The sequence below is a fragment of the Paracidovorax cattleyae genome, from assembly GCF_900104515.1.
Taxonomy (GTDB): Bacteria; Pseudomonadota; Gammaproteobacteria; order Burkholderiales; family Burkholderiaceae_C; genus Paracidovorax; species Paracidovorax cattleyae.
Window position 1 is genome coordinate 1 of sequence record NZ_FNJL01000002.1, and the last position, 17,629, is coordinate 17,629.

General features: G+C 67.9%; 17 protein-coding genes and 1 pseudogene. 6 read left to right on the forward strand and 12 right to left on the reverse strand.

Annotation, left to right across the window (positions count from 1 at the left end; genetic code table 11):
- Positions 1–782 (reverse strand): annotated as a pseudogene (locus BLR05_RS01545) (IS5 family transposase); the annotation flags it as partial.
- A gap of 179 nt (positions 783–961) precedes the next feature.
- Here BLR05_RS01545 and BLR05_RS01550 point away from each other — a divergent pair.
- Genes BLR05_RS01550 through BLR05_RS01560 form a run of 3 tightly spaced genes read left to right on the forward strand, consistent with a single transcriptional unit; the run spans position 962 to position 3,331 of the window.
- On the forward strand, positions 962–1,864 hold the full coding sequence (locus BLR05_RS01550) for a glutamate ABC transporter substrate-binding protein (protein ID WP_092832156.1): 903 nt from the start codon (positions 962–964) through the stop codon (positions 1,862–1,864).
- 7 nt (positions 1,865–1,871) lie between these two features.
- A complete protein-coding gene (locus tag BLR05_RS01555; protein WP_092831959.1) occupies positions 1,872–2,534 on the forward strand; it encodes an amino acid ABC transporter permease in 663 nt (220 codons plus the stop codon).
- The gene (locus BLR05_RS01560) at positions 2,531–3,331 is read left to right on the forward strand and encodes an amino acid ABC transporter permease (RefSeq protein ID WP_092831960.1); all 801 of its coding nucleotides are present in this window, start codon (positions 2,531–2,533) and stop codon (positions 3,329–3,331) included. The genes BLR05_RS01555 and BLR05_RS01560 overlap by 4 nt, the downstream gene beginning before the upstream one ends.
- Here the strand turns inward: BLR05_RS01560 and BLR05_RS01565 are convergent.
- Positions 3,252–4,211 (reverse strand): sterol desaturase family protein, encoded by a 960-nt coding sequence (locus BLR05_RS01565; RefSeq protein WP_092831961.1) that lies wholly within the window; start codon positions 4,209–4,211, stop codon positions 3,252–3,254. The genes BLR05_RS01560 and BLR05_RS01565 overlap by 80 nt on opposite strands.
- Before the next feature lie 118 nt (positions 4,212–4,329).
- Positions 4,330–5,679 carry a M16 family metallopeptidase gene (locus BLR05_RS01570; protein ID WP_092831962.1) on the reverse strand — a complete coding sequence of 450 codons (1,350 nt, stop codon included), beginning with the start codon at positions 5,677–5,679 and terminating at the stop codon, positions 4,330–4,332.
- A gap of 211 nt (positions 5,680–5,890) precedes the next feature.
- Between BLR05_RS01570 and BLR05_RS26430 the strand changes: the two genes are divergently transcribed.
- Entirely contained in the window at positions 5,891–6,049 is a 159-nt protein-coding gene (locus tag BLR05_RS26430; RefSeq protein WP_167361172.1) for a hypothetical protein, read from the forward strand.
- Between the two features lie 95 nt (positions 6,050–6,144).
- Here BLR05_RS26430 and BLR05_RS01575 read toward each other — a convergent pair whose 3' ends face one another.
- The 8 genes from BLR05_RS01575 to BLR05_RS01610 form a co-directional block, all read right to left on the reverse strand.
- Entirely contained in the window at positions 6,145–7,581 is a 1,437-nt protein-coding gene (locus BLR05_RS01575) for a hypothetical protein (protein ID WP_092831963.1), read from the reverse strand.
- Positions 7,578–8,870 (reverse strand): KGGVGR-motif variant AAA ATPase, encoded by a 1,293-nt coding sequence (locus BLR05_RS01580; RefSeq protein ID WP_092831964.1) that lies wholly within the window; start codon positions 8,868–8,870, stop codon positions 7,578–7,580. Before BLR05_RS01580 ends, BLR05_RS01575 begins: the two co-directional genes overlap by 4 nt.
- Position 8,871: 1 nt before the next feature.
- Complete coding sequence (locus BLR05_RS01585) at positions 8,872–9,294, reverse strand: hypothetical protein (protein WP_208605966.1); 423 nt, start codon at positions 9,292–9,294, stop codon at positions 8,872–8,874.
- A 75-nt stretch (positions 9,295–9,369) separates the two neighbouring features.
- Positions 9,370–9,570: a type II toxin-antitoxin system antitoxin gene (locus tag BLR05_RS01590; RefSeq protein WP_092832158.1), complete on the reverse strand. Its 201-nt coding sequence runs from the start codon at positions 9,568–9,570 to the stop codon at positions 9,370–9,372.
- A gap of 282 nt (positions 9,571–9,852) precedes the next feature.
- Positions 9,853–12,717: an Hsp70 family protein gene (locus tag BLR05_RS01595; RefSeq protein ID WP_092831965.1), complete on the reverse strand. Its 2,865-nt coding sequence runs from the start codon at positions 12,715–12,717 to the stop codon at positions 9,853–9,855.
- Positions 12,717–14,537, reverse strand: coding sequence for an Hsp70 family protein (locus BLR05_RS01600; RefSeq protein WP_092831966.1), 1,821 nt, complete (start codon positions 14,535–14,537; stop codon positions 12,717–12,719). Before BLR05_RS01600 ends, BLR05_RS01595 begins: the two co-directional genes overlap by 1 nt.
- On the reverse strand, positions 14,534–15,142 hold the full coding sequence (locus BLR05_RS01605) for a DUF2760 domain-containing protein (RefSeq protein ID WP_092831967.1): 609 nt from the start codon (positions 15,140–15,142) through the stop codon (positions 14,534–14,536). The genes BLR05_RS01600 and BLR05_RS01605 overlap by 4 nt, the downstream gene beginning before the upstream one ends.
- A 79-nt stretch (positions 15,143–15,221) precedes the next feature.
- The gene (locus BLR05_RS01610; protein WP_092831968.1) at positions 15,222–15,659 is read right to left on the reverse strand and encodes a hypothetical protein; all 438 of its coding nucleotides are present in this window, start codon (positions 15,657–15,659) and stop codon (positions 15,222–15,224) included.
- A gap of 109 nt (positions 15,660–15,768) precedes the next feature.
- Here BLR05_RS01610 and BLR05_RS01615 point away from each other — a divergent pair, with 109 nt between their 5' ends.
- A complete protein-coding gene (locus BLR05_RS01615) occupies positions 15,769–16,122 on the forward strand; it encodes a MerR family transcriptional regulator (RefSeq protein WP_092831969.1) in 354 nt (117 codons plus the stop codon).
- Complete coding sequence (locus BLR05_RS01620) at positions 16,122–16,532, forward strand: hypothetical protein (protein ID WP_225978960.1); 411 nt, start codon at positions 16,122–16,124, stop codon at positions 16,530–16,532. The genes BLR05_RS01615 and BLR05_RS01620 overlap by 1 nt, the downstream gene beginning before the upstream one ends.
- Here the strand turns inward: BLR05_RS01620 and BLR05_RS01625 are convergent.
- Positions 16,490–17,524 (reverse strand): LysR family transcriptional regulator, encoded by a 1,035-nt coding sequence (locus BLR05_RS01625; protein WP_092831971.1) that lies wholly within the window; start codon positions 17,522–17,524, stop codon positions 16,490–16,492. The two genes, BLR05_RS01620 and BLR05_RS01625, sit on opposite strands and share 43 nt — an antisense overlap.
- Positions 17,525–17,629 lie beyond the last annotated feature (105 nt).

Consider the following 17,629-nt stretch of genomic DNA (forward strand, 5'->3'; position numbering starts at 1 on the left):
CGCGGCGGCGGGCAACATGAGCACCGCAAACACCAGGAAATGCAACCCGCCGAGCACTTCGGGTAGCCGCTCGTAGTCCCGAGAGAGCCTGCGAAACCTCGCCAGCCAGCCGAAGCTTCTCTCCACCACCCAGCGGCGCGGCAGCAGCACAAAGCCCTTCTTGGCCTCGGGCAGCTTCACGATCTGCAGGTCAATTCCATTGTCCTGCGCCGCCTTGGATGCGGTGTCGCCCGTCTAGCCCTGGTCGGCCCAAGCCAGTTGTACCGTGTGGCCCGTGGCCTGCTGTACGTCCTCGCACGGGCGCTGCACCTGCGCACGCTCCTGTTCGTCTGCCGGCGTGACATGCACCGCCAGCAGGTGGCCCAGCGTGTCCACGGCCATATGTACCTTGCTGCCGCGTTTGCGTTGTAGCCGTCGTAGCCCGCGCGCGGGCCGCTCTCGCAACTCGATTGCAATGTGCGCCCGTTCATCACCATGGCGCTGGGCTGACCCTGGCGCCCCTGTGCCACGCGCATGATGGAGCGCAGGTCCGAGACCATCGCCTCGAAGCAGCCCGCGTCCAGCCATCGGCGGATCTGCTGGTAGACCGCCTCCCAGGGCGGCAGATCGTTGGGCAGCATCCGCCAGTGCACTCCTGCGCGCACCAGCCAGCGCAGGGCATTGAAAACTTCGCGCAGATCGTGCTCGCGCTGGGGCGCGCGCTGGTCCATCAGGGTCAGGTAGGGTGCAGCGAAGCCCCATTCTTCGCCGCTGACATCTGTCGGGTAGGGCTTGCGGGGCATCTGCAAACTCTACCCTCGGCTCCGCGCTCAGGAAGCAAAGTTCATAACACGCTCTGAGAAAGCATGTCGTCGGATTTCCCGGTGTCATGTAGGACGCGCAGGCGCGAGGTTTCCATGGACGGGCATTCCCCATGCTATACATTGCCCCGAGCAACCCACATCCAGAGGACCGCATGCCCATGTCGATCAAATCCCTCCTGAAATCCACCGTGGCCGCGCTGGCGATCGCCGGCAGCGGCGCGGCATCCGCCCAGGGCACGCCCATCGATGCCGCGGCGTTCGACGCGCTGGTGGCGCAGGGCCCCGTCGCCAGCGCCGAGACCATCGCCGCGAGCCCCTGGGCCGGCAAGATCAAACAGGCCGGCACGCTGCGCCTGGGCGGCACCCAGACCTCGAACCTGTTCTCGCTGCTGAACGAGAAGGACGGCAGGATGCGCGGCTTCGACGCGGGCCTGGCGCAGCTCCTCACGCGCTACATCCTGGGCGACGCGTCCAAGGTCCAGTTCACGCAGGTGAACTCGTCCACGCGCGAGCAGGTGCTCATCAACGGCCAGGTGGACATGGTGCTGGCCACCTACTCCATCACCCCGGCGCGCGCCGAGAAGATCTCGTTCGCGGGCCCGTACTACACCTCGCAGGCCGGGGTGCTGGTCAAGTCGAACAACAAGGCGATCCAGTCGGTCAACGACCTGGGCGGCAAGAAGGTCGCCACGCAGGCCGGCTCCACGGGGCCGGCGATCCTCGCGCAGTTCGCGCCCAAAAGCACCGTGCAGGAGTTCCAGACGCACCAGGAGGCCCTCGACGGGTTGCGCCAGGGGCGCGTGGATGCCTACGTGACCGACTACACGCTGCTGCTCAACACCCTGAGCCTCGGCACCGCCGACGCGAAGCTCGCGGGAGCCCCCTTCGGCGCGCAGGACCCGTACGGCATCGGCCTGCCCAAGGGCTCGGACGGCGTGGCCTTCGTGAACGCGTTCCTGAAGAAGATCGAGGCCGACGGCACCTGGGCGAAGCTCTGGACGATCGCCATCGGCCAGCGCACCGGCAGCACGGCCGTCCCGACTCCGCCCGCGCTGCCTTGAATCACCGATGGGCGAGGTTGCCAAGCTCCTGGCCGACCACGGGCCTGCCTTCTGGCAGGCCCTTTTGCTGACCTGGAAGCTCACCGCGCTGTCGTTCGTGCCGGGCGTGCTGCTGGGCATGGCGGTGGCGATGCTGCGGCTCTTTCCGCTGCCGCCGCTGCGCTGGGTGCTCACCCTCTACGTCGAGACCTTCCGCAACATCCCCGGCGTGGCGCTGCTGATCTTCATCGTGTTCGCGCTGCCCGATCTCGAGTTCGTGATCGACTACGAGCCCAGCGTGGTCCTGACGCTGGTGCTGGTCTGCTCCGCGTTCACGGCGGACTACGTGCGCTCGGGCGTCAACACCATCCCCGGCGGGCAGATCGAGGCCGCGCTCAGCCTGGGGATGCGGCCCGCGCGCATCATCTGGTCGGTGGTGCTGCCCCAGGCAATGCGCTCCGTGGTGCAGCCGATGACATCGCTGCTCATCGCGCTGATGCTGTCCACCTCGCTCGCGTCGCAGGTGCCCTTCCCGGGCCGGGAGCTCACCACGCTGGTCTCCAAGATCGCGACCGACTCGGCCGCCGGCATGGCCGCGTTCGCCGTCGCGGCCGCGATGTATGTGGCCTCCGGGCTGCTCATCGCCTGGGCGGGTGCCGCCCTGGACCGGAAGCTGCGGATCCTGCGATGAACCGGTCCCTCGAAGACATCCTGTTCGGCGCGCCGAACCCCCGTGCCCGCACCCTCACCCGCGGGATGAGCGCGGTCGCGGCGGGCGTGCTGCTCCTGCTGGCGGCCGGCGTCGCGCTCCGCTTCCATGCCGCCGGGCAGCTCGATGCCCGCTACTGGAAATTCTTCGCCTGGCCGACGACCTGGACCTTCCTGGCCAAGGGCCTGCTCGGCACGCTGGCTTCGGCGGCGATGGCCGCGGTCATCGCGCTCTCCCTCGGCCTGGTGCTGCTGGCGGGGCGCCTGGCGCGGTACCGGCTCGTGCGCTGGCCGGCGGTCGCAGCCATCGAGTTCCTGCGGGGCACGCCCACGCTGCTGCTCATCTACGTGTGCTTCCTGGTGCTGCCGTCGGTCGGCATCAAGCTGAGTACCTACTGGATGCTGACCCTGCCCATCGGGCTGAGTACCGCCGCCGTGGTGGCCGAGGTCTATCGCTCGGGCGTGCTCGCCGTGCCGCGCGGCCAGACCGATGCCGCGCGCAGCCTGGGCATGAAAGAAACCCAGGTGTTCTTTGCCATCGTGTTCCCCCAGGCGCTGCGCTACATCGTGCCGGCCCTGGTCGCGCAACTGGTGATCGTGGTGAAGGACACCACCTTCGGCTATGTCGTCACCTATGGCGAGCTGATGCAGAACGCCCGGGTGCTCATCGCCAACTACCACTCGCTGGTGCCGGTGTACCTCATCGTGGCGGCGCTGTACTGCCTGGTGAACTACGCGATTTCTCGGGCGAGCCGGCGGCTGGGGCGGCCGGTGCATTGAGCGCGGCACGGCGCAGATCCTCCGTGGTTTCCCCTGCGCCGCAGGGGTGCCAGCCCGGGGGCTTGAACAGGTAGCCCAGCGCCTCGGCCACCGAGCGTGCGCCGCGCAGGTCCCGCCACAGGCTGCGCCACTGGTCGAACTCGATTTTCAGCAGGTTGCAGCCCGTGACCGGGCGGACGAGGCCGTAGCGGCACGGCAGGTCGGGGCGCTCGGCGATGTAGGTGCCGAACAGCCGGTCGAAGACGATCAGCACGCCGCCGTAGTTGCCGTCCAGGTATTCGAGGTTGGACGCATGGTGCACTCGGTGCGCCGAGGGCGTGTTCAGGATCCATTCGAGCGGGCCCAGCCGGGGGATCCAGGTCGCGTGGATCCAGAACTGGTACAGCAGGTTCAGCGACAGCATGACCAGGATCACCTTCGGCGGCATGCCGAGCAGGGGCGCGGCCATGAAGAACAGCAGTGTGCCGGTGAGCTTGCCCGTCCAGCCGAAGCGGTAGGCGACCGACAGGTTGAGGTCGTTCGGCGAATGGTGGATCGCGTGGGTGCACCAGAACCAGCGCACGCGGTGCGCGGCGCGGTGGTACCCGTAGTAGCAGAACTCCTGGGCGAGGAAGCAGGCGGCCCATCCGGTCCAGTGGTCCATGGGCAGCGTCCAGAGCCGGTGCTGGTAGAGCCAGTCCATCGCCTGGCTCCAGAACGCGAGCGGCAGCAGCCAGCGCAGGGGGTACTCTCGCACCAGGAAGTCGATGAGCGACACCCCGCTCGCGTGCCAGTCGTACCGGGGCCCGGCCGCGCGCAGCGACAGCACGGCGGCCTCCGCGGTGGACGCGACCAGCACGGTCAGTACCGCGAACTTCAGGATCGTGTACAGGAGGTCCATGCCGCCAATCTGGTGGCTCGCGCGCGGTGGCGCCAGCGTGGTGCGACGGAAGGCGCTGCAGGGGAGCGAACCGGGGGATGGACGGCGCGGCCTGCCGTGATGCCTTTGGGCCGTGCGGTCATGCGGCCTGGCGGCCACTCGCGGCCAGCGATGCCGCCAGCCATCGCGCGGACTTCGCGCTCACGCCCTTGCCCGTGATCGACAGCGCCGGCGGATGGGCGAGCATGCGTGCGAACACCTCCCGCACTTCGTCCGCGCGGGTGCCGCCGATCAGCGCGATCGTGTCGGCCAGCGGCGTGACGGTGCCGTGCGCGAACACCTCCTCCACGGCCCGCTCCATCGTCGCGAAGGGCCGCTCGCTGGCGCGCACGCGCGAGACCGTGAGCTGGTTCTTTGCGCGCTCCAGGTGCACCGGATCGATGGCGGCCGCCTGCGCATGCAGCAATTCGCCCGTGGCACGCACCAGCTCTTCGACCTTGTCCGGCGTGGTGACGGCATGCACCACGAAATTGAGCCAGGCATCGCCGCTGTCGATCGTGGCATCGGCCGTATAGGCCAGGCCCAGCCGCTCGCGCACCGTATCGACCAGGGGCGCCGACATTCCACCGCCGAACAGGTTGGCCGCCAGCGCCGCGGCCAGGCGCCAGCGCCGGGGCGGCATGGCCATTCCGGTGCCCGTGCCCATGTCCTCCGGCCCCGAGGTCCCGAGCGGATAGGCGATGTTCAGGAACACCTGCGACACCTGCGTGAAGCGCCGCGCCACGGCCTGGCCGACGTGCGGAGCGGGCGCGGGCGGCTGCGATCCGGCACCGTCGGCCGGCGAGGCGGGCATCGCCGAGAACAGCTCCCCTGCGCGCCGCATCCACGCATCGACATCGAAATTCCCCGCAGCCGCCACGATGGTCTTGCCGGCCACGTAGTGCCGCTGCACATGCCGCACCAGGTCATCGCGCGTGAAGCCCTCGATGTTTTCCACCGTGCCGATCACCGGCATGCCCATGGGATCGTCGCCCCACAGCGCGCGGTCCAGCAGATCGCTGGAGCTGTCTTCCGGGTCCTCGTCGTACTCGATCGCCTCCTGCCGGATAACGTCCAGCTCGCGCTGCAGCTCGGCCTCGGGGAATGTGCTGTGCAGCACGATGTCCGCCGTCATGCCCAGCAACTGCAGCGCATGCTGGCCCAGCCCGGTCATGAAGTAGCCCGTGCTGTCCTTGCCCGTGTAGGCGTTCACGTCCGCGCCCAGCCGCTCCGCATCGAGGTTGATCGCCTGCACCGAGCGCGTGGCCGTGCCCTTGAACGCCATGTGCTCCAGCACGTGGCTGATGCCGTTGGTGTCCGGCGTCTCGTCGCGCGAGCCCACGCGCAGGAACACGCCCACGCTGGCGCTCTGCACGTGCGGCATGGGGAGGGCGAGGAGGCGGACGCCGTTGGGGAGGGTGTGGAGGAGGGGAGAGGGAAGATTGGACATTACTGATCTGAGCAGGAGTTTCTTCGGCCGCCATAGTTGGAGCGAATTCATCCCACGGCGTCTTGCCTGCATGCCGCATTGTCGTTGGGCCTAGATTGGGCAGGGAGGAGGGGGCAATGCGGTCGGTGCTCGAGGTTTGAGGGCAACGGCTACAACGGGGGCGTCTTTGGGGCTGCGCGGCGGGCACCTGTGGCATTGGATCGAGGTAATGATGCGCGGCGGTGCTGAGTTCTGCCTGCGGCGCCATGGCAGCGTGTCCACGCCCTTGCTGTTCGTTGGCGCCGTGGCCAGCATCGTGCTCTCGCAGGTCAAGGCGCTGGCCATTAGCGGCGTGGTCGCCAGCTTGCGGCGGCGACTCATGCCTCGCTAATGGCTGGCGTGATGGTGCTGGAGATGACGAACCAGCGGCCAATTCGCGGCTCCAGCCGATATGTGCGCGACGAAACCCGCCGAATCGGCACCGAGTCAGTGTCCCGGTTTCACGCCGCCCTTACGTCCTAAGCCAAAGCCCACGCGGTACAAGTCAGGCATGTCCACACGCTTGTCTTTTCTTGTCACGAAGATGCCAAGCCGTTCAAGATCCATTCGCACGCCGTCCCATCCCTTTTCACGATGCTGTGGAGGGAGATGCACAGAGTGAAGGTCGGCCGGGCCGTTGGGAAATGCGCCGTTCCATTGCTGGCGAATCACTTCGTAGTCGGCGGGCACATTTCGATCCCGAAGAGGCTCCATTACCTCAGGCACCCATGGATCGTCCTCGGCGACCTGTTCTACGCGAATCTGGGAGGCTTTCTGAATTCCTCGCTTAATGCTTTCGTAGTGCAGCGCCAATGGGTGTTCGGCGTAGCGTTGCTGGCTGTCTTCGGCTGCCCCATAGATCGCCGCGAGAAATGATCGTGGAGATGTCCAGCCGTGTCCGTCGGCTAGGTGGCTAACACTCCACACGTAGGGCACCCCACGCCTAGCGTCTCTCCCCATTTTGTCGCCCGCAAGCTGTTCAAACAACCGTCGTTGGTAAGGCGCTTCTGTAGCCAGCGATGCTGGCAATTGCCAAGCCATCCCTTCCCTCTTTGGCGCATCCTTGCTCGGTAGTACCGAGGACAGCAGTTCGCGCATCAACTGTCCGTGATGTGCGTCGGCATTAATAAGGCGCTGCCACATCATCGCGTGAAGATCGCTGCGTTCCCAGGTCAGGTTGACGTCTGTCTGAAGAAGCTTGGATGCGTCCACGAAGCTGGTCTTCGAGCGGTCCAACTGGTCTGGTCGCAGGAACACTTTGGCCCGAAGCCTCGAAAAGCCACGCATCCATAACGCAACTTGTAGCAGGTCACGCACGATAAGGTTCATCATGTCCCAGTCGGTGCTTGTGCGATCCAATGCGTCAAACACGATCAAGCCGAACTGTCCCTGAGCGGCGAGGAGCTGGTCGGCAGTCTCGGCGTTGCGCGCGAACGACTCGGGGTTCTGCACAACCCACTCCACAGTTTCTACCCACGAGGCCCTGGGTATCGCCGCACCGGTAATTCCGGCTAGCCATCGCGCTACGACGCCGTTCCAAACTGATTCTGGCTCATGACCGAGGTTGAGTAGTTGGCGGAATGTGCCTCGGTCCGGATAGGCGTCCAAGTTTGAATTCACCGCGAAACCGATGCGGACCGAAGTGTCTGCTAGGTCATGCACCGAAGCGCGAAGCTGCTGGCGGAGCGTATCGTTGCTCAGCGCCGAGGTCCAGAACGACTTCCCCACGCCACGCGCGCCGATTACCAGTGTAGCTTCTCGCGCTAATGCTTTGCGATGTGCCATTGGGACGTAAAGTGTTCCCGGATGAGGTTCCTCGCCTTTGTTGTCAAGTTCAAAAGGTGCTTTTAGGATCGCCTCACGAATGAGCTTTGTGTCAATCATTCGCCTCTCTCCGTGTTGAGTGCGCGGCCAAAGAAGTCCAATAGCGCACCATACACATTGGCCACCTCGGCCTCGTCCACCTGCACCATCCGTTGCTGTAGGCTGAGCAGCCCATACCAGCCGCGATTCCAACGTATCGCCAATGGCGAGTGCGGAGCGTTGTCATCGTCTTCTTCAAAATTCCAGTCGCTGACCTTGCCAGGCTCCACCTCGTCATAGGTGCTCTCGAACAGCGCGTACGCATCTGCCCTCAATGCCGCCAAATACTCAGTCCGACGGTCATCATCGGGCACCATTCCCGCTACGAGTTGCAGACGATTGCGGATGTCGCGAATGACACCACGCTGTTGCCAGTGAGCAAATAGTGATTGATAACCTGTCCAAGTCTGCTGTCCCTGTATGGCAAACATGAAAACCGTGTGCGCACCGAGATCCGTTACACACGCCGCCGCGACTTCGTCTATGCCTGCCCGAGAGTCAATCAAAATCACATCTGGCCGGTGCCGGTTCTCAAGGCTGTCGATCAGCCGATTCAAGCGTTCAGACCACGATTGACGCCCCGAGGGCCTCATGACCTTGGGCATCCATACTCGCCCCAGCTTTGACACGTATTCGCCCGGCTCACGACCGTGGGCGGGCACCAAGTAAATAGGGCCGGCCGTCACGAGGTCGCTGGTTGCAAACATATCAGCAAGCAAGTCGTCGCCGTTCTCGACTAAGTCTTCCACCAGCCAATCGGTGATCCCGTACGTCGGCTGTCGCTCGGCCGGCAGCAGCGCGCTGGACAATCCTGGCGACTCCAGATCAAGGTCCAGCACCAGCACGCGTTTTCCTTGTCTGGCCAATGACCACGCGCTGGCTGCTAAAGCCGTGGAGCGACCGACTCCCCCCTTGATCGAGAAGAAGACGAACCGTGGCGCACCAGCCGCCACATTCGCAATGTTTTCCCATCGCGTATCCGTTGCCAAGCGATCCAGTACTTTCACATTGCTGAAGCCAGAGAGCGGGAAGGGGTTGATCCCTTGGCAAGCGTGCTCGGCGTGCTCCTCAAAAAGAATGCCCTCGTCGGGCGGGTACGCGTGTGTGCCAAGTTCTGCAGCCAGCGACCGATACAGCGCCTGGAGCTCAATGAACTTCGCCGAGTCATCCATCAGCGAAACCGGTGCGATCAATCTCACGCGGCCATTCAGATCGCGATTGACCAGCAGCCAGGAAATTTGGCTGACTGCCGCTGCATGCGCGTTAAGAACTTGGGTAGTAACCGGAAGGATCTGATCAAAAGATGCCATGTCAGCACAACCCCTCTAGTTTTGCCTTTTGGATGAGTGTTCGCACGACGTTGGCGCCGGTCCGATGCGAGTCGGCACGCGTCTGGTCGAAGTTCGATCGATGCGCATACCTCTGTGATACATCCCAATCACTAAACGGGCTTGTCTTCGGCAGGACATAGGCAGCACCCTGGTGGTGCCCAGAACGGTAGCTCTCGAAGCGCGCCCAGATGCCGTCGGCATGAACCCAGTCTGCTCTCTGCTGCGGGCTGCCCGTAGTTGATTTGAGTGGCATTCCGAATGCCTGCATGATCCGCTTTAATCCGCACTCCGCCGCCATACCATAGAGATGATCCGCATTGGCCCACAGGCTGCTGGCATGCAGGAGGTCAGCATCCGTAAGGTGCCGCTCGTGCGAGTCGAGGTAGTCCGCGTTCATAGTCATGTAGCTAAACTCCAAGCACAGTTCGTTACTCGTAGATAGCCGTCTTGAAACGGCATGCTTGGCTAACCGTGTTGATCACAAAGTGGCTCCTTTAGCCACACGCTTGTTGTTGGTGGCTTCGCCCGTAGTGATGCCCTTGACCCTGCAGTGTTCCCGGATCAGCACCTCTACCATGTTGGCGATGGAACGGTGCTCAAGTTCGGCGGCGCGCTGCAGCGCTTGCTTGATCCCGGGCTCTATGCGCAGCGTGAGCGTGGCGGTCTTACTTGCTGTCATGGCGTCCTCATGGCGGTGCTGCAAATGTACTGCAGTAAGCTGCCGCTTTGAAGGCGCGAACCGCGCCACCGTTTAGGTTTGAGCTTCTGTCGCACATAAAAAGCATGGTGAGGCCGCTCAGGAAATACTGACGTTTTTGCCGTGTTGAACGACGTGCTGTAGCAGACCCGAGAGACCTATGCCCGGACCAGGCGAGTCTTCGAGTTCGTCATCCGCGAATAGACCCGGCGGGCAGAGCAACGCAGCCCGATAACGGTAGCGCGCGGCGCCTGCCGTTCCCGATCACCCGCGCACCAACACCAGCCCCGGCGGCAACGCCTCCCCGAACACCCGCCGCTGGTCCGCCTCATCCAGCACCGTCACCTCCCGCACCATCGCCACCCAGCCCGGCGCGGCATGGGCCGCCTCCAGCTGCGCAGCAATCTGCAGGCGAACCTCCTCCGGCAGATCCCGCGCCCGGTCCCCCGTGGCCTGCGCGATCTGTGCCACGGCGAAGGCCGCGGCCTCGTGCCGCGCCCAGTCCGGCGCGATGTCGGCCTCGATCTGTGCGAGCCAGCCCTGCACGGTGGCGGGGGGCAGCACATGGTGCACGCTGGCGTACAGCGGCTGGCGCGCGCCCAGGCGGCCCAGGGCCCACCAGAGTTCGGCCGTGGGGCGTTGCGGTTGCTGCTGTCGCTGTTGTTGCTTCAGCCGCTGCAGCAGCCAGCCGCCGAACTGTGCCTTGTCGGCCGGCTGGATGCGTTCGAACGAGGCCGCCATGCGCAGGAGTTCGTCTGGCGCCTGCATGCGCGGGCCGTCGGGCGCGGGGATGTCGGTGCCGCCGGGGGGCTGCAGGTAGTAGGCGATGACGTCGTAGACCATCTGCTGCTGTTCGGCATCCAGGCCGCCCGCGGTGCGGCGCCAGAGGGTCCACCATTCGGACCATTGCTGGCTGTCGTCGCTGTGGGCGATGCCGGGGCCGAACAGCTCCCACATCTGCTGCATGCGCCAGCCGTCGAGCGGGTCGCCGAAACCGGGGCGCAGGGTGAAGCCGACGAGGTTGAACCAGGTGCGTTCGTGCTGGGCGGAGCGGCGGCGGTGTTTGGCGCGCTGCAGCAGGGCGCCGAAGAGGGTGCGCAATAGCGGCGTGGCCCAGGTGGCGCGGTCGCCGAGCAGGCGCTCCAGGGTGGCGCGCAGCTGGCGGACTTCCCTGGCGTCCACGCCCTGTTGCTTCTTGCCGCCATAGACGCGGTCGATGGCGGCGAGGGCTTCGGGCAGGCGGGGATGAATGGCTGTGGCCTTGGTTGGGGATGTGGCGGAAGGGGGCTTGGTTCCGGCATGCGCATCGGCACCTGCATCGCCATCGTCATGCACATCCTGCGTGGCCGCATCGCCGCGCAGCTGGAATTCGAGTTGCCAGCGCTGGGGATGCGGGGCGTTCACGGCCACGCAGTGCATTTCCAGCGTGCCGACGTCGGTGATGCGGGCTTCGAGCTGCACCTCGACCTGTGCGGCACCGCCAGCCTGCGTTTTGGGCAGCACGGTGGCGATGGGCGGCAGGCACTGGAGGCCTTCGTCGCCGTCCTGCAAGTCCACGAGATCCCCCGCACCGTGGTGGCGATCGGTGGCGCTGGTGGCCAGGTTGAAGCGCACGGGCCGGCCGAGGCGCAGGCGGAAGCGCCGGTCCGCGAGCCGGACGGTGTCGCCTTCGGGCGTGCCGTGCGGCAGCACGCAGACGCCCTGGCCGCCATCGAGCGCGAGGTAGTAGGCGCGGGCCGCGCTGCTGCGGATGCGGGGCGCGCTGCCGGCGCGGGCCATGGCGTAGGCGACGGCGCCGCGCGCGACGGCGGCGTCGAGTCGGGGGGCATCGACCTCCAGCAGGCGGATGGGCGGAGCACCGGCGGGCTGCCAGCCGCGCAGGGCGGCGAGCAGGCGGTCGCGCAGGGCCCGGGCGTGGAACACACCGCCATTGAGCAGCACGGTGTCGGGCAGGGCGCCGCCCTGGCGCTGCAGGAAGGCGGCGATGTGGCGGGTGATGGCGGCGTCGTGGGCGTAGGGCAGGCCGAATTCGACGAGGGCGCTACGGGCGCGCAGGGGCTGCGCATCGGCAGCCACCCGCGGGAAGAAGCCTTCGACCAGCAGCCGGTCCACGTCGGCGCGCGTGAGGGTGGCGGAGCGCGCGCCGCCGATCAGCCGGCTGCCGCTGCCCTGGAGCGTGACGGTGGTCTCCGCGGGGCCGTCCGTGGCGAGCAGGCGCTCCTTGGCGCTGCGGCAGCGCTGGGTGAGCTGCGCGAGCTGGATGGCCGAGAGCGGGGCGTTCGCGGGCTGGCCCGTTTGGCCGGGTTGGCCCGCCGGTCCGCCCGACAGCCGCGGCTCGATCCAGCGCGCGAGCGCGAGGTCCATGTTGTCGCCGCCGAGCACGAGGTGGTCGCCCACGCCGGTGCGGGCAAGCTGGGGCTGGCCGGCGGCGTCCAGCGTGACGTCGATCAGGGTCAGGTCGGTGGTGCCGCCGCCTACATCGACCACGAGCAGGCGGCGCGTGTGGGCGAGTTGATTGGCCAGGTCGGCGCGGTGGGCGAAGACCCAGTCGTAGAACGCGGCCTGCGGTTCTTCGATGAGGTGGACGGCTCCCAGGCCGGCGAGCGCGGCGGCCTGCAGGGTGAGCTGGCGCGCGCCTTCGTCGAACGAAGCGGGCACGGTGAGCACGGTGGGCTGCTGGGCGAGCGGTGCGTCGGGGTGGGCGTGGTCCCAGGCGTGGCGCAGGTGGCGCAGGACGCTGGCGCTGGCCTCCAGCGGGGAGACCTTGGGCACCCCATGGGGCGCGCCCCAGGGCAGGATGGCGGCGGTGCGGTCCACGGCGGGATGCGACAGCCAGCTCTTGGCGCTGGCCACGAGCCGGCCGGGCGTCTGCTGGCCGAGTTCGCGCGCGAAGGCGCCGAGGATGGCGGGCTCCTGGGACGGCCAGGGCAGGGGCAGGTCGGCCTGCGCGAGCGCGCCTTCGGCCGGATGGAAGCGCAGCGAGGGCAGCAGGGGCCTTGGCGCTACTTCGCCGGCCGCGATGCTCTGCGGGATCGAAAAGACCTGGATGTCGTCCGCGCCCAGGGGCGCGAACGCGAGCACGGTGTGGGTCGTGCCCAGGTCGATGCCGATGCGGAAGGCGGGCGCCATCACGCGTCGCGGACGTCGAACTCCACCTTCCACTGCGCGCCGCCGGATGCCTCGGCCAGCAGTTCCAGCGTGCCGATGTCGGTCACGCGCGCGCGCAGCTGCACGGGCACGACCTCGCCCGCGGCGCGGCCTTCGGCGGGCAGCGTGGCTTCGATTTGCGCGAGTTCCTGCAGCTCTTCGGGCGACCAGAAATCCAGCAGGGTGCCGGGCTGGTCGTCGCGCCGCACGGACGATCCGAAGAAGCGGAAGCGCACGGATTCGCCGACCACGAGGCCCAGTTGCTGCGGCGGCAGCGGCGCCTCGGAGCCTTCCTCCATGCCGAAGGGCGCGACGCACAGGGCCTGCACGGGCGGCTCCAGGCCGGGCACGGCGGGCATGCTGGATTCGATGCCGACGTAGTAGGCCTGGGCCGTGCCGCCGCGGATGCGGATGCCGCGGCCCTGGCGCACCTGGCCGTAGTAGGCGGCGCCGCGCGCCACGGCGTGGTCCATGTCGGCGCCCTGCAGCAGGCGGGCGGGCGGCGCGCCGTCGGCGGTGAGCCAGGCGTTGAGCGTGGAGAGCACGCGTTCGGTCAGCAGTCCGGACTTGAACACGCCGCCGTTGAACAGCACGGCCGTGGGGTGCAGGAACGTCGCGCCCTCGGGCTGCGCAAAGCCCGCCAACTGCGCCGTGGCCCCGACCTGGCGGCCCAGCAGCGCGGCGAGGTGGCGGGTGACGGCGGCATCCTGCGCATAGGGCAGGCCGATCTGCGTGAGGCCGGCGCGCGGCCGGGCGACGGGCCGGGCGCTGCTCTCGACGGCCGGGAAGAAGCCTTCGAGCAGGATGGTGGAAAGCAGCTCGCGCTGCAGCTCGGTGCGGATGGAGCCGCCGATGAGTTTGGAGCCGCGGCTGGGCACGACCAGGGGCACGCTCTGCAGGCCGGGTTCGCTGAGAAGCTGTTCTTTCGCCAGGCGGCAGGCGTAGGTGAGCGCGCGCATCTGCCAGGGGTCGAGCTGCTTGCCTTCGGCGGCCAGGCCGCGCGCGACTCCGTGCGCCAGGGCCAGGTCCATGTTGTCGCCGCCGAGCAGGATGTGCTCGCCCACGGCCACGCGGTGGAGCTGCAGGTTGCCGGCGTCTTCGGTGACGGCGATGAGCGAGAAGTCGCTGGTGCCGCCGCCGACATCGACGACGAGGATCACGTCGCCCACCTGCACCTGCTTGCGCCAGTCGCCCGCGCTGCCGGCGATCCAGCTGTAGAGCGCGGCCTGGGGTTCTTCCAGCAGGGTGATGCCGTGGTAGCCGGCGGCCTGGGCGGCCTCGGCCGTGAGCTCGCGCGCGGCCGGGTCGAACGATGCGGGGATGGTGACGGTGACGGACTGCTGCTCGAACGGCGCCTCGGGGTGGCGGTGGTTCCAGGCGTCGCGCAGGTGCTGCAGGTAGTGCGTGCTGGCGGCCAGCGGCGAAATGCGCTCGATCTCGGGGGGCGCGTCGGCCGGCAGGATGCCGGCGCGGCGGTCCACGCCGGCATGGCCGAGCCAGCTCTTGGCGCTGGAGACGAGGCGGATCGGCGTCAGCGCGCCGTGGCTGCGGGCCCACTCGCCGGTGATGCGGCCGGGCGCGGCGTTCCAGGGCAGGGCCAGGTCGCCGGGCGCGAATTCGCTGTCGTGCGGCACGTAGAGGAAGGAGGGCAGCAGGGAATAGTCCTGCACGGCGCCGGGACCGCTCTGCTGGGCGACGGGCAGGATCTCGGGCGCCGCGCCCTCGCTGTGCAGATCGACCCAGGAGAGCGCGCTGTGCGTGGTGCCGAGGTCGATGCCGATGGCGTATTTCGCTGGGCTCACAGTTCGACCTCCGCGGGGGCGATCACGCGGGTATCGTGCCCTTCGGTGAGGGCGGGCAGGCGCACGGCGGTGGCGTGCCAGCCCTTGTGCTGCAGGGTGCCGGTGAACGGCGGCTGGCCGACCACGTTGCCGGTGACGCGCACGGTGGCGGCGTCGAAGCCGGTCGGCAGCGTCAGGCGGCTGCCTTCGGCTTCGGTGCGCACGGGTTCGAGATCGAAGGTGTCCTGCAGCACCTTGCGCGCGCCGCCGTGCAGCAGGCGCGCGGCGGCGCCCACGTCGGCATCGGAATAGGCGCCGATGTCTTCCTGCAGGAAATCGACGAAGCGCGATTCGCGCTGCAGGAGGGCCAGCAGCTGCAGGGCGGCATCGACATTGGCGGTGGCGCGCACGGGCGTGGGGGCCGGCACCGGGGCGGGCGGCGGGGGCGGGGGCGCCTGCACGGGGGCCGGTGCGGGAGCGGGTGGCGGCACTTCGCTGGCCAGCGGCGCGCCGCTGCGCAGCGCCTGCACGCGCGCGGCGAGGCGGCCGTCACCCAGCAGGGCGAAGAAGCTGCCGATGGCCAGGGAGAGGCGGGAGAGGAAGGGGAGTTCTTGGGGTTCGGTCATGGGTCTGTGGTGGCGCCATGGGGCGCGACGGGCAGCGGGTGGGCCGGGCTGGCGCCGGGCCGTGTGACCGCTATTGTCTTCAATGCGGGAAAGCAGTTGTAAAACCCGAGGAATCCGCGCGGCGCCGCCGGGTGACGGGCAGGCATTGCATCGCGCCGAAAACCAGTTCGAACACCGTGAACCCCAGCACGATCGCGCTGGCGCCCTGCACCACGGCATGGATCTGCGCCGCGGCGAACAACAGCCGGGCGAGGGCATCGAGGCGGCCCAGCAGGACGGACGGCGACAGCAGCCTCGCCAGGGACCACGCCACCACGACGGCGCCCAGCAGGTTGGCCAGCAGCATGTGCGTGGCATCCAGCGGGTGGACGGTGCCGGGCAGTTGCCAGTGGTGCGCCAGGGCGCCGAGCTGCGCGTACAGCCAGGCGAAGGTCCAGGGCAGGGCGAAGGGCCAGGTGACCAGCAGGTCGTACCAGGCGCTGGCGCGCACGATCCGGAGATAGGAGGAGGGAGTCATCGATGCGTTCGCAAGGGGGGTGGAAGAGGGCGCGAGCTTCCACCCTGAAGTAAGCTTCAGGGTCAACCACTTTTTTTCGTTCCGCACCTGCTGCGGGGCGGCTGCACGCATGCGCATCGGAGAACTGGCCGAACTGTCGGGCCTCAGCCGCGAGGCGCTGCGCTTCTACGAGCAGCGGGGGCTGATCCGCGCGCGCCGCCAGGACAACGGCTACCGGGACTATCCGCCGGAGGCAGTGATGCTGGTGCAGTACATCCGCACCGCGCAGCAGCTCGGCTTCACGCTGGCGGAGATCGGCGAGCGCCTGCCGCAGCTGTGGGATGCGCCGGACCCTGCGCCCGCGCTGGCGGCGGTGCTGGTGCACAAGCTGTCCGAGATCGATGCCCGCATCGCGGCGCTCACGGAATTGCGGGCCGTGCTGGCGGGGCGCATCGCGCTCGCCTGCCCGCTGGAGCCCGGGTGATGCCCTGGGCCTTGCGTCGCCGCATGGGCCTTCTGCTGGTCGCCTGCCTGCTGGCGGGTTGCGGGCGGCCGCCTCCCGAGCCTGCGGGCGAGGTGGAAGCGGCGCTGCGGGAGGCCGGCCCGGGCGAAGTATTCCAGGGCCTGCTGGCCGGGCAGCCGGTGCACCTGGTGGTACACGACTGCGAGGTGTTCCGCGTCCAGGATGCAGCGGACGGCGGGCGCGCGTGGGAACGGGTGCTGGCGCCGGAGCCCTATCCCTTTTTCACCCGGTGCGAGCGCCAGTCGCTGGCTGCCGATGCGGGCGGCGTGACGGCCACGCTGGGGCGCATGGCCCTGGGGGCCGGCGGGTGCTGCGCGAGCGGCGGCACCTACCGGTCGGCCGATGGCCGGAACTGGACGAAAACGCCGTGAACGGCCTCCCGGGCGGCAGGCGCGGGGGCGCTCCGTCCGGTCGTGCTGTCCGGTGGATCCGTGAAGGCGTCTCCGCCGTCGAAAGGGTGATGGCACGGCGTGTGCGGGCAGGACCAATCCTTGATCATGTCCGCCACGCACCGGGATGCCGGGGACGATTTGCCCTGGCGCGGGAAGGCCAGCGTCACCAGGCGTGAGAGATCGGGCTCCAGTAGCCGGCTGGCCTGCAGCCGGCCGCTGGCGCGCTCCTGCGCGATGGAGTAGGGGCCCAGCACGGTGTAGAGCCCTTTCGTCGAGGTCACCAGTTCCTTCTGCAGCGTCAGCGAGTCCGCTTCGACGACGGCATCCAGCCTGAAGCCCTGGCTGCGGGCGGTTTCGTCCAGGGCGGTGCGCCACTGGCTGGGCCGCCGGGGCAGCACCAGCGGCAGTCCCTGGAGGCGGCGGAAATCGATGCCGGGCAGGGCAGTGAGGGGGTCGCCGGGAGCGGAGACGAGGAAGGTGTGGGCCACGGCCAGGACTTTTTCCTCGCTGCCCCGCGGCGGCTGGAAGCGGAAGACGATCGCCATATCCACGGAGCCGCTGTCGAGCATGGCGTTGAGTTCGGTGCCCTGGGCCTCGACGACGTTGAGCCGGATGCCCGGGTGTTCCTGCCGCAGCCGCTGGAACACGCAGGGCATGAGGTGGTGCGCCGCCGAGGGAATGATGCCCAGGCGGACTTCGCCGCTCAGGGTGCCGGCTTCGGTGCGCAGGCTTTCCGACAGCGCCTCGGTCTCGTGCAGCCAGCGCCTGAGCCGGGGGAGTGCGTTGCGTCCCGCATCGGTCGGCACCACGCCGCGCCCGGTCCGCACGAACAGTGCCGCACCGAGCTGCTTCTCCAATTCGCTCACCTGCCGGCTGATGTGGGACTGCGCCGTCTGGCGCCGTGCCGCCACCTTGTTGATGCTGCCGCTGTCGGCGACTTCCAGGAGCAGGCGAACGCTCTCGATGTTCATGCGGGGTTTTCCGGTTATCTGCGTTTCGGCAATTCTGAAAGCTCTGAATCTTATCTGCACAGATAGATGGCGAGTTTCTACATTGCACAGGCCTGTGCCGGGCGG

What these genes read in the sequence shown, in the direction of transcription:
- BLR05_RS01550 (WP_092832156.1), top strand. Translation starts at nt 962, where the DNA reads ATGTCGATCAAATCCCTCCTGAAATCCACCGTGGCCGCGCTGGCGATC.
- BLR05_RS01555 (WP_092831959.1), top strand. Translation starts at nt 1,872, where the DNA reads ATGGGCGAGGTTGCCAAGCTCCTGGCCGACCACGGGCCTGCCTTCTGG.
- BLR05_RS01560 (WP_092831960.1), top strand. Translation starts at nt 2,531, where the DNA reads ATGAACCGGTCCCTCGAAGACATCCTGTTCGGCGCGCCGAACCCCCGT.
- BLR05_RS01565 (WP_092831961.1), bottom strand. Translation starts at nt 4,211, where the DNA reads ATGGACCTCCTGTACACGATCCTGAAGTTCGCGGTACTGACCGTGCTG.
- BLR05_RS01570 (WP_092831962.1), bottom strand. Translation starts at nt 5,679, where the DNA reads ATGTCCAATCTTCCCTCTCCCCTCCTCCACACCCTCCCCAACGGCGTC.
- BLR05_RS26430 (WP_167361172.1), top strand. Translation starts at nt 5,891, where the DNA reads ATGCGCGGCGGTGCTGAGTTCTGCCTGCGGCGCCATGGCAGCGTGTCC.
- BLR05_RS01575 (WP_092831963.1), bottom strand. Translation starts at nt 7,581, where the DNA reads ATGATTGACACAAAGCTCATTCGTGAGGCGATCCTAAAAGCACCTTTT.
- BLR05_RS01580 (WP_092831964.1), bottom strand. Translation starts at nt 8,870, where the DNA reads ATGGCATCTTTTGATCAGATCCTTCCGGTTACTACCCAAGTTCTTAAC.
- BLR05_RS01585 (WP_208605966.1), bottom strand. Translation starts at nt 9,294, where the DNA reads ATGACTATGAACGCGGACTACCTCGACTCGCACGAGCGGCACCTTACG.
- BLR05_RS01590 (WP_092832158.1), bottom strand. Translation starts at nt 9,570, where the DNA reads ATGACAGCAAGTAAGACCGCCACGCTCACGCTGCGCATAGAGCCCGGG.
- BLR05_RS01595 (WP_092831965.1), bottom strand. Translation starts at nt 12,717, where the DNA reads ATGGCGCCCGCCTTCCGCATCGGCATCGACCTGGGCACGACCCACACC.
- BLR05_RS01605 (WP_092831967.1), bottom strand. Translation starts at nt 15,142, where the DNA reads ATGACCGAACCCCAAGAACTCCCCTTCCTCTCCCGCCTCTCCCTGGCC.
- BLR05_RS01610 (WP_092831968.1), bottom strand. Translation starts at nt 15,659, where the DNA reads ATGACTCCCTCCTCCTATCTCCGGATCGTGCGCGCCAGCGCCTGGTAC.
- BLR05_RS01615 (WP_092831969.1), top strand. Translation starts at nt 15,769, where the DNA reads ATGCGCATCGGAGAACTGGCCGAACTGTCGGGCCTCAGCCGCGAGGCG.
- BLR05_RS01620 (WP_225978960.1), top strand. Translation starts at nt 16,122, where the DNA reads ATGCCCTGGGCCTTGCGTCGCCGCATGGGCCTTCTGCTGGTCGCCTGC.
- BLR05_RS01625 (WP_092831971.1), bottom strand. Translation starts at nt 17,524, where the DNA reads ATGAACATCGAGAGCGTTCGCCTGCTCCTGGAAGTCGCCGACAGCGGC.